Genomic DNA, 13,810 nt, shown 5'->3' with positions numbered 1-13,810 from the left:
CGGCTCCGCATACGTGCTCGTCCCCGGCCTCCTCGGACTCCTCCGGCTCCTGCCCGGCGGGGCTGTCGCCGAAGAGGTCCGCCATCAGGTCGTCCGCCTGCTCCTGCGGCGCGCCGCCCGGTTGCTGCTCGTCGCGTCCGACACGCGGCATGAAGAGACCGGAGAGACCCCGCGAGGACGACGAAGAGCCGGCCCCCTGCTCCGTCGTGCCCGCGAGCGGAGCACCCGCGCGGATCCCCGTCGGCGCGGGATCGGCGCCCAGTTCGGCGGCCCGGCGCCGGGCCGCCTGCGCGTCCTGGGTGTGCAGGACGACGGCGACCTCCAGCACGCGTCGGCGGTGGGCCTCACGCAGCGCCTCGGTCCCGGCCTCCCCGCTGATGGCCGGCTTCGGCGGCACGAGCCGGCCTGCCCTGCCGATCAGTGCGGCCAGCCGGCCGTGGTCCAGTCCGCGCAGCTCCGGCGGCAGCGACTCGGCCGGCCTCTCCCCGTCGGCCCGCCCCTTGCCCTTGTCGTCGCCGCGGGTGGCGCGCAGGTGCGCGGCCTCCAGACCCGCGCCGAACGCGTCGGTGGAAGCCGCCTCGTGGTCGGCCCAGGACGCGGACAGCGCCTGGGGCGCCCACAGCAGTTCGTACGCGGCCAGGAAGTCGGCGCGGAAGTCCTCGGCGCGTTCCTCCCACCGCTGCCGGGCGGTGTCGTCGTCCGGGCGCAGGGTGTGGAAGGACCGCGCGGCGTCGTGCAGTGCGGCGTCGGCCCAGGACTCGAAGGCGAGGTGCGCGGGCAGTGCACGGGCCTGCTCGGCGAGCAGGGCGTCCCACTGCCGGACCGCGCCGGCCGGCTCGTCCGGAGCGACCGGGCGGCCGGTGAACAGCGCGTCGAAGGCGGAGAGCAGCCGCTCGTCCAGGCCGGCCCGGGCGCGGGCGATGTCGGCCTCGGTGAGCGTCCGGTGGCCGTGAGCCGCGCGCCACCGGTCGAGCTGTTCCTCGAAGAGCCGTCCGGAGGTGGTGACCACGGTGTCCCGGGCGTGTTGCACGGTGAGCCAGGTGTGCAGCCGGTCCCGGCCGGTCAGCTCGCCGTACGCGGTGCGCCAGCGCTCCAGCCGGTCCCGGACGTCCGTCAGGCCGGTGGTGACGCCCTCGTGTCCGAAGACCTGCTCGAAGTGGTCGTCGACCGCGGCGGCCACGGAGACGTCCAGGGTGCGGTAGAGCGTGGGACGCATCTGGTCGAAGGAGACCGGGAAACGGTCGAGGAATGCCCGGCCCGCCCCGGGTCCGGATTCGGCCCATGAGTCCACGGCGTCGGTCACGTCCTGCCGGGCGCGGAGGATCTGCGCCTCGCGGGCCGCCTGGAGGGCCAGCCTGCCGGGCAGCTCGTCGAGGACCGCACTCACCTGGTCCTGCCAGACGCCCGGCAGCGCCCCGCCGCCGGCGGTCAGCCCGGCCACGGACGCCGCGGTGGGGAAGATCCGGTCGAACGCCTCCCTCAGCATCCGGCGGGTGTCTTCGAGGATCCGGGTCCGGCCTGCCTCGGACAGCTCTGTGTGCTCGGCTTCGAAGGCGGCGAGCAGGTCGCGCCCGCCCCGGTCGAGCCGGTCGCGGAAGGCTCCTCCCGCCAGTTGCTCGAAGACCGTGTCGAGCCGGGTGAGCTGTCCGAAGAGCAGCGCGTACCGGTCGAACTCCCCGTCCAGGCCGGCGACGAGCGCGCGCAGCTGCCTGGCCGACTGCCGCACCGCGTCGCCGTCGCCGGTGCGGACGTCGGTGCCGGAGACGAGGGTGTCCTGGAGCTGCGTCTCCCACCGGTCGCGGAAGTCGCCGGCGGCCAGCTCGCGCACCGACTCGGCCATGTCCAGGACCAGCTCGAACGGCGCCGGCGTGTCGGCGGTCAGCCGGTTGCGCCAGGCATCGGTCAGCCGCAGGCCCCAGCGCCGGAAGGCACGGTCGAACGCCTCCTCGCCACGGACCACGGCCAGCTCGCGGGCCGCCCGCAGGGAGAAGGCGTCCCGCAGCCGGTCCTCCGCCGTTCGATCGACGGGCAGCTCGCTGAACCGGCCCGGGTTCTCCCGGACCCGCTCCCTGACCGCGGCCAGCCGGTCCTCGGACACTCCCGGGGCCTCGTCCCGCGCCCACCGGCGGAACGCCTCGTCGAAGGCGCTCTCCTCCTCCGCCGCCGTCGCGGCCCCGGCGGATTCCCCGCCGCCGGCGGCGGACGCGGTCGCGGAGTCCCCGGTACGGTCCTGTGCCAGCAGGCCGGCGTACTGGCGGTGCAGCTCCCGCTGCGCTTCGTGCCACGCCGGGACCCGCCAGTCGTCCCCGGTGGCGGCCGGCGGGTGCGGTGCGAGGAACTCCGCCGGCAGGGCGGCGTCCCGGGCGGCCTGGGCGGTCTCGAGGTACGCGTCGCGCAGTGCGGCGATGTGGCGCCGGGTCCAGTCGACCGTGGCGGGGTGGGACAGCGTCACCGTGTCCTGGGTTCGGCCGTCGAGCTGCCGGGCGAAGTGCTGGTACGTCTCGTGCCGGGCCTGGGCGACCTCGCGCAGCGCGGTCGCCTGCGCGTCGAACCGTGCCAGAGCCTGCTCGCGCGTCCGCGGGGTGTACAGGTGGAGCCGGTCGGTCAGCGGTGCGGCGAGTGCCCGGCGCCGCTCGTCGTACCAGGCCGTCAGCTCGCGGTCCCAGGCGGCATCGGCGGTGAAGCGGGCCGTGTGGTCGGCGAAGCGGCGGTTGTGGGCCACCACCGTCTGCGCCCGCCGCTGCTCGTACAGCGCGGCCTGGCGCACGTCCTCGTCGAGCCGCCGCAGCCGCTCCCGACGTTCGGCCTCGTCCACGACGGCCAGTGCCTCGGCGCGGTCGGCGACGTACTGCTGCCGGAGCTGAGCCAGTTGTCCGGAGTACCAGCGGCGTGCAGGGCCGTTCCACTGCGCCCGGCCGTCGGTCAGGTCGGCGCGCCCGCCCGCGCCGCCGAGGGCGGTGTCGAAGGCGGCGCGGGCCTGCTGGTCGGCGGCCCAGACGGCGTGGGCCTCGGCGTACCGCTGCCCGAACTCCTGGACCAGGCTCGCCAGGCGGCCCGGCGGTTGCCCGGCGGCCTCCTGCTGGAACTCCTCCGCCAGCGCGACCGCCGGCTGCGCGTGCGCGAAGGCCTCGCCGTGCCGCACGCCGTGCCGCGCGTCGGACACGATCGAGGCGATGTCACGGTGGAAGACCTCCGCCGCGTCCGCGTGAGCGGTCAGTTGCTCGCGGACGGAGGCCAGCCGCGTGGTCAGGTCCGCGAGGGCCGCGCCGCGCGCGGGAGTCAGCTCGGCGGGGCCCGTGGCCGCACGGTCCCCGGTCCAGGCGTCGGCGAACGCCTCCCGGGCCGCGGCGACCTGACCCATCGCCCGGGAGGTGCGCAGCTCGGGGAACCCCGTCAGCCGTGTCTCGAACTCCCCGTACGCCCGGTCGCGGGCCTCGACGGTGTCGCGCAGCCCCGCCACGGCCTCGGGGGCGGGTGCCGGGGCCGGGGGTGCGTCGGTCCGGGAGGCCGCCGGACGGGGCGGAGCGGCGGCGCGCAACTGCGGTGCCGCCGGCCGTTCCTCGCGGGCGACGAGTTCCTGGGTCTGGAGCTGCCCGTCCCCGTCGCCGCCCCGGGCCGTCCGGGCCGTGCCGTCGCCGGCCGCCGGCTCGTCGAACGGCGAACGGGTGACCCGGGTGATCTCCATCCGTGCCAGATCCAGCGACCACCGCGGGTCGCGCTGCCACTCCTGGACCGCTTCGTCCTGTGCCCGGGTCCGCTCGCTCAGCTCCTGCCAGCGCTGGCGTGCCTGGTCCGCCAGGGCGGCGCGGTCCGCTTTCCCACCCTCGGGCGAGGGCGTACGGGCGGCGGCGTCCCACTCCTGGGAGAACCACGACTTCAGCTCCGACAGGCCTCGCTCGTACTCGGTGGTCGCCCGGGCCGAGCGTATCTCGCCCCTCGGGATCTCCACCTGGCGGGCCAGGTCCTCCAGGACCGCGCCCTTGCCCAGCATGCCCTGGAAGTTGTCGGCCACCTGCTGCCGCCAGCGCAAGTTCTCCGCCTGGGCGCGCTCGCGCGCGGCGGCGTCCGCCTGCGCCCGCGCGCGCTCGCGCGCGGCGTCCCCCGGCGCCCGGAGTGCGGCACTGTCCGCCTCCCACTGCTCGCGCACCGTGGTGCCGAACGCGTCGCCGCGCTCCTTCTCGCGCTCCAGCCAGCCGCGCAGATCGCGTCCGGAGGACCCGTAGATGTCCTGGTAGCGGCCGGCCCAGTCACCCCTGAAGTCCTCCGCCAGCCGGTCGAAGGTCTCCTCGGTGACGGTGTGGCTGCGGGCCGGGCGCTCGGTCAGCTCGTCGAGCCTCGGCTCGGACAGCCGGTGGAAGACCGCACCGCCGTCCCGCAGCGCGCGCTCCATGCCCCACTCGAACCGCAGCCGGTCCGGCAGGGACCGTTCCACCGTCGGCAGGTACTCGCCGAAGAAGAGGTTCTCACCCTCCGCGACCCGGTCCAGCCCCCAGGCGCCGTCCTCACCGCGGCCCGCGAGTTCACGGAAGACCCGGGTGACGTCCTCCCGCAGCCCTTCGTGGGCGCGCTGGGCGACGGGCCCCTCCGCCCCCAGACGCTCGAACAGCAGGTCGGCCTCGGACAGGGCCCGGTCCAGGCCGACCTGGTAGTCCAGGCGCGTCGGCAGCTCGCCGACCAGCCTGTCCTGCGCGGCGCGCAGCCGGGTGGCGTAGTCGTCCCACTGCGCGCGGGTCAGTGCGCCTGGGTGCCTGCCATCGAGGAACCGTTCGCCCTCGGCCGTCAGATCCGCGCGGTGGGAGGCGATCACCGCTTCGGTGTCGACCCCGGCGGCCTCCGTCGGGTCGTGCCGCGTGGACCGCTGCCACTCCGCGCGCCGCGACTCGACCTCTCGCCCGGTCCGTGCCTTCAGTTCCTCCTCGGTGACCCGGGCACGCAGCCGCGCCTCCCACCGGTCGCGGAAGGTCTCCAGTCGGCCGCTCAGGGTGTGGCGCTGTGCCCGCCACTGCTCGTGGTCCATCCAGCGGGTCGGTGTGCCGTCCCCGCCGGGCAGTGTCCGGGTCGTCACCTCGAACTCGGTACGGAAGTCCGTACGGGCCTCACGCACCCACGACGCCTCCGTGTCGACGCCCACCCGCCTGCTGAGGGAGTCGAACGTGCCGGCGGCCTCGGCCGCCAGCTCCATCCGGGTACGCAGGCCCCGGGTGAGGTCCCGCAGCGCGCTGTCGTGGGCGCGGTAGAGCTGGGACCAGTCGAAGGAGTCGACGCGCTCGCCGTCACGCCACATGCCCTCGGCCGCGCGGTACACCTCGCCGGCGGCGGCATCGGCGAAGTCCTCGCGGACCAGCAGCAGTTCCTCCTGCGACAGGGCCTGCCGCCCTGGGCCGGAGTCGTTGTCGAAGACCTCGTTCGCCGCCCGCCGGGCGAGGTGGGCCGCGGCGGACAGCTCGAACTCGTCGTGCAGGTGGGCGGACAGCCGGTCGAACGTCTCGTTGAACTCGTAGCGGGTGATCTCGCCCCGCAGGTACTCGCCGAAGGACTCCTGCCACTGCTCGTCGAACCGGGACTTCACCTCCTGCATCCAGTGGTCACGCACCTGCTCGACGAGTTCCCGCGTGATCTCACCGCGCTCGGGACCGGCCTCCTGGGCGGCGGGGTCCTGCTCCGTCGTGAGCCGGTCGGCGCCCTCGGTGAGCGTCTCGCGCTCCTCCAGGACACGCCGGCGTTCCATGTCGGCGATCCGGAGGCGGATCGCGTCGACGTCGTCGGGTCCCCGGAAGACGGGGTTCGGGTCCGTCAGGCGTCCGCCGAACGCTTCCTCCACCCGGCGGTCGGCCTCAAGCTGCTGCTGGAACCGCTCCTGCTCCTCCCCGAACCGGCGCCGGTGCACGTCGGCCAGGCGCTCCTGCTCCTGGCTCCACCGCTGGGCGCGCACCTGGTCGTCGCCGTGGAACACGTACGACTCGTGGCGCCCCGTGTCACCGCCCGGCACGATGTTCGCGTCGTGCTCGCCGGTGCCGGAGTAGGGCGACGGGTCACCGCCGCCACCGTCGCCGTCGCGAGCCGGCGACGACGGGTTCTCGGCGTCCGCCGTCCGCTGCTCCGCCGCGCGGTCGGCGGACGCCGGGCCCTGACCGCCGGGTTCGCCGTCGCGGCCGGCCGTCGCGGACAGCGGCGCCCGCGCCTCGGTCCGCTCACCCCCCGGCCGCCCGGCCCCGTCACCGGCCGCGCTCTCGGTACGAACGTCCGGCGCGGCCGGCTCCGCCACACCACCGGACCGCGTGTCCCCACCACGGACCACAGCACCCGGCCGCGCACTCCCGCCCTCACGGACCACGGCATCCGGCCGCGGGCCGGTGCCCTGGGACGTCACCGCCGGTTCGCCGGCTGCGCGTACGCCGGGGGCGGGCCCGTCGCCCGCCGTACCCGGTCGCGCTCCCGCACCGGCACCCGGCGCCGCCTCTGTGCGGACAGCGGGACCCCCGACACCCTCGTCACCGGCACCGGCCCGCGCACCCGTGCCGCCGGCTCCCGGCACCTCACGAACCGACCCCGGCTCGGCACCGGCACGGACGTCCGGCCCCTCACCCGGCCGCACCCCGGCACCGGCACCCGGCGCCGCCTCGGTGCGGACAGCGGGAGCCCCGGCGCCGTCATCACCGGCGCGGGTCGTACCGGTGGGGCCGGGCTGTTCGGTGGCGGACGGCCTGGCGGGTGCGGCGTCTCCGGCGGCGGACGCTGGCGGCTCGGCGCCGCGCGTCATGACCTCCGGCCGGCCGGCAGCCGCCGACGCCGCATCGGTGGCACCGGGTCGCAGGCCGGACGTCGCTCCCGCACCGCTCCCGGCGGTCTCCCCTCCGGTACCCCGCGCCTCCCCAGGGACGCCGGCGGTGGCACGCCCCGGGAGTCCCCCGGCCTGACCGGCACCCGCACCCCGCCCCTGCGCCACGGTCCCGCCGGCGGCCCCAGGATCCTCGGACCGCACCACACCCGCGCCCGGAGCGGCTTCCGCACCACGAACCCCGGCAGCCTCCCCACCGGAGCCCACAACCACGCGCCCAGGCAGTTCCCCGGCCCCGCCGGCCTCCGCACCCCGGTCCGGGACCGCGCCGTCGGCGATGGCCGCAGGGCTCTCCGTGGTGCGGGCCGCGGACGGAGCCGTCGTCGGGGCTTCGGTCAGGCTCGTCGCCGACGGCGCCCGATCACCGACCTCCCGCACCTGCCCGGGAGTCGCCGGATCCGTCAGCCCCGCGCGGGGTCCGGTGCCGCCCGCGGCCGTGGCCGGCTCGTTCTCGAAGCCGGGCAGGCCCGCGACTTCCCGGGTGGCCGGCGGTACGGCACCGGTCACGGTGGGGTCCGTGACGCCGCCGGACGCCGCCGGACGCCCCGTCCGCGTGATGTCCGGCGCCTCGGTGCCGGTGGCGCGAGCCGTCCCCGCACCCGCAGGGACGGCGGTCGGGGGCGCGGGGACGGCGGTCTCGGGGGCCGACGGCACGGACTCGGCCGGCGGTCGGCCGGGGGTGTGCTCGCCGGTGCCGGGGGACGGCGTGACGGTCCGTACGGCACCGGGCGTGCCGGTGACCGTGTCCGGGCCCGGCGTCACCGTGTTCCGGGTGACGGGGCCCGGGTTCGCCGTCGCGAGGTCCTTCGTGCCGCCCAGCCCGTCGGCGCCGCCGAACGCGGGCGGCTTGGAGCTGTTCACGCCGTCGGGCGGGCTGAACGGCGCCTTGGTGGACAGCGACTTGACCGCGTCGGCGAGCCCCTCCGTCGGCGTGGCGTCCGGCCGGCGGCCCCCCGTGCCCGGGGCGCCGAGCATGGCACCGGCCGCGCCGGCCAGGAAGGCGAGTCCCAGGTCCTGCTCGGCACCGAGCGCCGCGTTGACGGCCGCACCGCCGACCACGCCGGACGCACCGCCGATCGCGGTGCGCCCGATGAGCGAGTTGGCGAACTTGGGCACGAAGTGGGAGGCCACGCCGGAGATCGCGCCGAAGGCCGCGCCGCCGATCGCCCCGCCGAGGGCCATGTTCTTGATGGCGTTGGGGTCCAGGTGCTTGCGGGTGCCCTTGAGGATCTCGATGCCCTGGAGGAGGGTCTCCAGGCCCGTCATGGTGCCCGCGCCGATGGCCGCCGACATGACCAGCCGCCGCAGGATGGCCTGGATCACCTGCCGTACGCCGGTGATCAACGCGGGTACGGCCGCCAGCCCGAACAACGTGTTGGCCAGGAAGGCCAGTTCGACGAGCATCCAGGCGAGCATCGCCTCGACCATGTAGGTGGCGTGCTCGACCTCGAGGGCGAAGTCGTCGGCCTTGAGGCGCAGTCCGTCGGCCGCCTTCGCCAGCTCGGGCAGTGTCGTGCCCAGCGCCCGCATGTACCCGTCGAACGCCTCGGCCGGCTGGCCGTTGACGTTGGACAGCACCGTGGTGCGGACGGCGTTGACCTCGCTCATCATGCCCTCGACCTGGCGGGCCAGGTCGCCCCAGACCTCGCCCTGCTGCCGCAGCAGGGCGGGGTCGGCCTCCGGCAGTTGCGTACCGGTGATGAGCGCGGCCCACCTAAGGGGCTCGGGGACGGGACTCACGCCCGGCCGCCGCGCCCGCCGCCGCTGCCGCCCCGGCCCTGACCGCCGCCGCCGATCTGCCCGTTGAGCCGGCCCGTGGTGGTCTTCGCCGCCTCGTTGGCGTCCGTGAGGACCTTGGCCATGGCCCGCAGGTTCTCGGCGGAGGTGCCGAGCACCTCGCCCACGCCGCTGCCGGCCTTGATGATGTCCTCGGCGGTCGGGACGTATCCGCTGGCGAACCGCTGGCCGGGCTTGTCGTTCCCCCAGGCTCGGGAGCCGTCCGCGGACAGGCGTGCCGCGGCCTCCTTGAAGGCTCCGCCCAGGCGCTCGGCCAGTGCCACCAGCGGCACGCTCGCCCGCTGGATTCCCTCGGGGTTGACGACGAACTTCTCGGGCACGGCGGGGCTCCTTTCCTGGCAGCGGACGGGTCAGGGATTCGGTCGGGGGGATCGGCCGGGGGCCGGAGTGCGGGCGCGGCCCCCGGGGACGGGGTCGCGGGCGGGAGCCGGTCGGCGGAACGGATCAGTCGTGTGCGATCCGGGGCCCTTCACCGGCCCGCCGCCCCACGCGCCCCTGGTCCACGTACTCCCGCACCCCGTCCGGCATGGCCGGCTCCGACGGCATCAGCCGCGCCACATCGGCCGTGCCGCGCAGCAGTCGTGCCGCGTCGAGGCCTTCGGGCAGGTGCGGGGTCATGATTTCGGCGAGGGCGGCGGTGGCCTTCCCCCTGGCCTCCTGGACGGTGGCGACGATCAGGTCCGACAGCTCCTTGGGGGCCATGCTGCGGTAGGCGCCGGTGGGGAACTCCACGGACAGCAGCTCGCCCTGCGGGCCCACCGTGACCTTCATGGCCTGCGCCTTGGCCGTGGCGGTGCCCGTCACCTCGCTCATACGGCGCTGCAGTTCACCGATCTGCGCCAGCCGGGCCTGGTAGCCCGTCCGCAGTTCCTCGATCTGCTCGTCGAACGGCGTGGACACGTGCTCGCTCCTCATGCGGTCGGACGCTTGGACGGTCGTACCCGGCGCGGACCGGGGACGCGTGAGGCTGTCGGAGCCTCTGTCCGAACACGAGAACACGATCGCGGGCGGGAAAGAACCGCAGCCCGGGAGGCGTGCCCGCACGAACACCGACGTTGTCCGAACAGACGCGGCCTGCCCCGGCCGCCCGGGGCAGGCCGCGGGTCAGACCGTGTCCTCGGCCATCGACAGGGCGTCGAGGAGCGGTTGGGTCTCCACGGTGAGGGAGACGGCTCCGGCCGGGTTGAGGTAGAGCAGATGGCCGGGCGGGAGCAGTCCGAGGACGTCCCGGCACGGCATGACCTGGTACGCCAGCCGCCCGGCAGCGTCCACCTGGGGCTGGGCGGTGAAGGCGGGCACCACCGCGGTGCCCTCCGGTGTCACGGCGGTGGCGACCTGGCCGTCCGGGCGGACGTGCACCGCGAGTTCACCGCCGACGAGGGCGCGTACGACGTCCTCGGGGCGGCCGTAGCCGGTGGCGGCCCGTTGCACCGCGTGGTCCGCCGGGTCGGTGGGCGGAGCCCAGCCCAGCGCGGCGGGCGAGGGGCGGTAGGTGTCGTTCTCCTGCCACTCGACGATCTCTCCGGTCGCGTCCGAGCGCCACCGGCCGATGACGGCCCAGTCCGGCGGTGGCCCCTCCGCCTCGTCCCAGGCCGGGTCGACCATCCCGAACCAGTGGTCGGGGGCCTGGCGTGCGGCCTCCCGGATGTCCTCGGGCGGTTCCGGCACGGCCGGTGTGGCGGGCGTGCCGCTGTCGTCGTTCATGGGTGCGTTCTCCTGGACGGCCGAGGCGGCCGGTGTGCGGGTGACGTGGGTGGTCCGCCCGTGCCGGACGGCGGCGGGCCGTCCGGCACGGGCGCGGGGTAGGCGGGTGGGCGGCGCCTAACCGATGGAGTCCGGTACGACGGGACGGGTGCCCCAGGTGGAGGCGTCCTGCGTCAGCAGGTCGACCATGCCCTTGTCGTCGGCGTCGTCGTCCTCCTGCTCGCCGTCCGCTCCGGACCCGCTCGCCGTGGGCTCCGGCTCCTCCGGTGGCTCGCCGTCCCCGTTCCCGCAGCGGATCTCGACGTCGGAGGCGATGTCCGGGGCCGTGCCGCTCCGGGCCGTGGTGGCGGCCCGCGCGGCCGGCCGCCACGTGGTCAGCTCGGGCTCGGCGCCCGGGTCCACCGTGCGCTCGGCCGCACGGACGGCGCTCGTCCCCTCCGCCTCCCAGACGGCCGGCGGGGCGACCGCGTACCGGGAGGTGCTCTCCTGGTGGTCGCCGTCGGCCGCGCCCTGGCCGGCGAACGCGAGCATCAGCATGCCGAAGCCGGCCGCCGCCACGTCCCAGGTGGAGGTGTCGTCCGCTGCCTCGGGCTGTGCCAGCACGGGGACCCGGTCGTCGGGCAGGTCGGGCAGCGGGGCGGCCTCCGCCGTCGGTTCCGTGGTGGTCTCCGCGGGTCCCTGCGCGGCCGATGGAGCCGGAACACCGGTGGGGACGACGGCGGGCCGCCCCTGTGCCGGTGCGGCGGTGGCCGGCGGCGTCACCGTCTCCGCGTCCTCGTCGGGTGACCACGCAACCGCCGGGCCACTCAGCAGCGCGGACGACTCGGTGCTGTGCCCCACATCCTCATCGCCTTCAGAGCGCGCGCCGTCCGTGCCCCTGCGTGCCGGCGGGGCCGCCGGCAGGGGCAGCACCGGTACGGCCGCGGCCGACGTGGCGGAGGCGGTACCCGACAGTGCGGAACCGCCGGCCGGCGCCCCGGCCACCGGGTCCGTTCCCGCCTCCGCGCCCGCTTCGCCGTCGCCGGTCCAGGGAGCGGTCGCCGCCTCCAGCCATCCCGAGGAGTCGGGCCGTTCGCCTCCCGACGCACTCGCGGCCCCGGCGCCCGCCGCCCCCATGCCCGGCATCATCGGCATGTACGGCATCCCGGCAGCCGCAGCGGCGGTCCCGCCCGCACCCGGCACCCCGGACGATGCCGCCTCCGGGGCCCGAGCGGCCTCGTCGCCCGCGTCCAGCCCGGACAGACCGGCACCACCGGCCACCGCACCCGCCACGGGCTCCGCTTCCGGTACCCCGGCCGACCCGGCTCCACCGGACCACGGCTTCACCTCACCACCCAACAGACCCGACGCATCCGGCCGCTCAGCACCCGCAGCCCCCTGCCCCCCGGCACCCGACGCCCCCATACCCGGCATCATCGGCATCATCGGCATCCCCGCCCCACCGGCCGAACCCGCCGCCTCACCCCCACCCGGCACCGAGGACGACGCCACCTGCGGAGCCTCGGCGAGACCCGTGACCGGCTCCACCGCCGGACCACCACCCAACCCCGACAGACCCGCACCACCGGCCACCGCACCCCCCACCGGCTCCGCCTCCGGCAACGCACCCAATTCCGCACCACCGGACCACGGCTTCACCTCACCACCCAACAGACCCGACGCATCCGGCCGCTCAGCACCCGCAACCCCCTGCCCCCCGGCACCCGACGCCCCCATACCCGGCATCATCGGCATCATCGGCATCCCCGCCCCAACGGCCGAACCCGCCGCCGACGTCTCGGGCAGGGCCGGTGCGGAGACGAGGTCGGAGGACGGCATCGCGGAGGGCGTGCCGAGACCGGGGGCGCCGCTCACGAGGTCGCTCGGCAGCGCCGCCGCACCGGTACCGCCGACGGTGCCCACATCCGGCGTGCCGATCGTTCCGACGTCGGGAACACCCGTGCCGCCGGTTCCCGGCTCCGGCGTCGGGGCACCGCCGGTCCAGGCCGTGACGGGTTCGGCCAGGCCCTGGCCCGCCGTCGAGGAAGCGGTGCCGCCCGTCGTCGGCGTGGCCACGGAGCCGAACCCGGGCAGGGGGACGGCACTGGCCGGAACGGTGCCGGCGCCCGTCCCGGAGCCGGTGGACGGATCGAGGATGTCGTTCAGGCCGGTGCCGGTCGAGCCGGGGAACGGCTCGACCGTTCCGGTACCGCCACCCGTGCCCGTGCCACCGGTCCCGGTGGGCAGGCCGGGCATCGCGGCACCGCCGGTGAACGGGTCCACGGCACCGGCCGTACCACCCGTACCGCCCGTGCCCGTGCCGGTGCCGGTGCCGGTGCCGGTGCCGGTGCCGGGGAGGGTCAGGTCGGGCACGCCCGCCCCGCCGCTTCCGGTTCCGGGGTCGCCGAGCGAGGTGCCGCCGGGGAAGGGCGAGATCGTACCCGCGCTGCCTCCGGGGTCCCCGGCCCCTCCCCCGCCGGTCGTCGCCAGGTCGGGCAGGGCGGCGCCGCCGGTGAACGGCACCGGCGAGCCCGTACCGCCTTCTCCACCGCCACCCGTGTTCAGCGAGCTCAGGTCGGGTGCGGACGCGCCACCGCCCGGACCGCCTCCCGCGGTGCTCAGGTCGGGGCCGCCGCTGCCGCCCCCCGTACCCGTGTCGGGATTGAAGGTGTTGGGGATGTGGGTGCCGTTGCCGCCGTTGCCACCGCCGGTGCTGCCGGGGTCCTTGATCGGTGAGGCGACCGGCTTGGGCTGCACGCGGCCGAGGTTCTGGCTCACCTGGGCGTAGTTCGAGGCGAGTTTCTTCAGCTCGGCCCGCATGTCGTCCGTCATCATCTGCACCAGCTCGGGCTTCTGGCTGATCGGCATGAGGCCGTTGGCCATGGGCTTGACGCCGAGCCGTGCGGCCTGGTTGGCGTACCAGGCGTCGATGGCGTGGATGTTGACCTGGGCGACGGTGAGCGCGTTGGCGCTCCAGACGAGGTTCTGGGCGACGGAACTGCCGGTGGAACCGCCGCCCAGCGCCTCGGCGTTCGAGGCGACCTGTTTGGAGAACGTGGTCATCGCGTCCATGAAGGCGTCCGCCGCACCACCCTGCCAGGGCGCGCCCTTGCCGCCGGCCAGGGCTTTGGCCTGGTCGGCCAGGCTCTTGGCGACCATCGCCATGACTTCCTGGACGAACTGGAAGTCGTTCGCCGCCTTCACCAGGGTCTGCGGGGAGGACACGGACGACGCGCGGGCTTCCCCACCCTGGCCGGGCACCAGGGCGGAACCGCCCGTGATGGCGGCCATGATCTGCTTCCAGTCCCAGCTTTCGTAGTCGGACGGGGAGCCCTGGACCGTGGGGTCGACATAGATACCGCTGTCGTCCTGGTGGAATCCGCCCTGGTTGTAGTCCGGCATAAGCCTGCGCTCTCGTCTGGGGCCTCGGCCTCCGGCACGCGAGCACGACGGCGGCGGAAGGACCGAGCGCTGATTACGTCCATGCCTGAG

The 13,810-nt window shown here is 75.6% G+C and carries 4 protein-coding genes; all 4 read right to left on the bottom strand.

The features are described from left to right. Positions 1-8,574: 8,574 nt before the first annotated feature. Positions 8,575-8,955, bottom strand: coding sequence for a hypothetical protein (locus D9753_RS34905; RefSeq protein ID WP_121790645.1), 381 nt, complete (start codon positions 8,953-8,955; stop codon positions 8,575-8,577). 124 nt (positions 8,956-9,079) lie between these two features. Continuing rightward, complete coding sequence (locus D9753_RS34900) at positions 9,080-9,535, bottom strand: YbaB/EbfC family nucleoid-associated protein (protein ID WP_163010876.1); 456 nt, start codon at positions 9,533-9,535, stop codon at positions 9,080-9,082. Between the two features lie 204 nt (positions 9,536-9,739). Beyond that, complete coding sequence (locus D9753_RS34895; RefSeq protein ID WP_121790643.1) at positions 9,740-10,339, bottom strand: type VII secretion system-associated protein; 600 nt, start codon at positions 10,337-10,339, stop codon at positions 9,740-9,742. A 117-nt stretch (positions 10,340-10,456) separates the two neighbouring features. After that, the gene (locus D9753_RS34890) at positions 10,457-13,720 is read right to left on the bottom strand and encodes a WXG100 family type VII secretion target (protein ID WP_121790642.1); all 3,264 of its coding nucleotides are present in this window, start codon (positions 13,718-13,720) and stop codon (positions 10,457-10,459) included. Between the last annotated feature and the right edge of the window lie 90 nt (positions 13,721-13,810).

Origin of the sequence: Streptomyces dangxiongensis (assembly GCF_003675325.1) — a bacterium.
GTDB classification, from domain to species: domain Bacteria; phylum Actinomycetota; class Actinomycetes; order Streptomycetales; family Streptomycetaceae; genus Streptomyces; species Streptomyces dangxiongensis.
Note: the sequence above shows the minus strand (reverse complement) of the source record. Positions and strands in the feature narration are given on the sequence as shown.